Origin of the sequence: Isoptericola sp. NPDC056605 (assembly GCF_042792795.1) — a bacterium.
In the GTDB taxonomy this organism is placed as follows: domain Bacteria; phylum Actinomycetota; class Actinomycetes; order Actinomycetales; family Cellulomonadaceae; genus Isoptericola.
In genome coordinates this window covers 1-1,341 of record NZ_JBHTVT010000058.1, presented here as the reverse complement: position 1 = coordinate 1,341, position 1,341 = coordinate 1, and the positions used below count along the sequence as shown (strand labels likewise).

General features: G+C 48.1%; 2 protein-coding genes. Both read right to left on the bottom strand.

Going from position 1 to position 1,341, the window contains the following annotated elements; genetic code table 11:
* Window positions 1-855, bottom strand: an 855-nt coding sequence (locus ACFQ8Y_RS22735) for a phage minor capsid protein (protein ID WP_430586807.1), incomplete at its 3' end; no start/stop codon positions are given.
* Window positions 855-1,341 (bottom strand): phage portal protein (locus ACFQ8Y_RS22730; protein WP_430586806.1); only part of this gene is annotated, 487 nt, incomplete at its 5' end. The genes ACFQ8Y_RS22735 and ACFQ8Y_RS22730, both read right to left, overlap by 1 nt.

Here is a 1,341-nt window from a genome sequence, read left to right as displayed (position 1 = left end):
AATGTAGGGATACTGAACATGGCCGCAGTTAATACCAAACAATCCGTCCGGTTCGCCCTTACTTGTGCTGGATAGCGCCGGATATTTCGGATCATTGCCGCTCCTGCTGAATATCCTGCCTTGATACGGGGCGCATTTGGGCCGTGCCCCTACGTGTGAGCTGATTTCTACCAAGTCCACGCCGTAACTATCAAACCTTGAGTCCTGCATTTCGTTAGCAACGTTGTTACCCATTGTTCGAATGACCGTATAAGCGTAACCTTCCGCATACCTTCGTTTGCCGTCTGCTGTTATTAATGCCGGTATTCCCTTTTGCGCCCAATCTTGCACGGTGCTTCTCAGGGCTTGTTGTGGCGTTTTTAGTCCACTGATAACCCCTGCGACTGTCTGAGTCAGTATGTCACGATACACTACCTGGCTTTGAGTCAGCATTGTCGAATTGACAAGGTTATAAATATCGGTTGCCTGCCTTGCGAATGCGTCTAGTATCTGCCATATGGCCGGATCTTGTTTGACTGGCAGTGCTGCCATAAGGGGAATACCTTGAGCTATCGCCTTTTGAAGTACCGCCTCATTCGCTTCTATGCCTTCCATGCCAATGTTCTGAAGGATTTCACGGATCTTCTTTTGTGTAAGCTTACTTTTCTTTGATATGGCCCGTATATTCTCCCGTGTGAGTCCGCCGATCTGTTCTAGCTTCAGCGCATACCATTGATTAACGTCCGCTTCCAAGGCTTTTGTATCCTTCGCCAGCAGCGCGCCAATGTTCTCTAATATCTCCGTCTGAATGGACGAATATATCTGAACGATAGGCCAGGACAATTGTTCCGCTTTCTCAGGTGTTACGCGTGCCATCAGACACCGCCGCCGCCAATTTCACTAACATCTGGCAGCTCGGTTGCCGCTTCTTCCTTCGCTTCTTTGATAAGCTCCCGCGCTTTCTCTTCAGGCACTTTGAGAATGTGCATAAGGCCCATATAACGAGGCATCAGCCCGCTGTTAACTAACTTCAGATAGAAGTTGGCGTTGGCATCCCGATCCTCTGCAATAGAGTCGTCAAAGTCAACGGTCACATCATAGTCAGGAGGGACAGTAAACACCTTGTAAAGCTTTGCGATCTCGCAAATAGTGGTAATCAGATTTATAATTCCCTCTTCGATCACAGTCTCATGGCTGTTCTTCGTTTGGAATGTCTTGCTGTTCTCACTGACTACCTCAGTAGCCGTTTTTACGCCCTGACCATCAAAAGAGAACACGCCAGGACTAAACCCTATTTGCATTGCGAAAAGATCCAATAGGGATTGACTAGCCGTATCGTGGTCTGCTACTCTCAGCTCAATA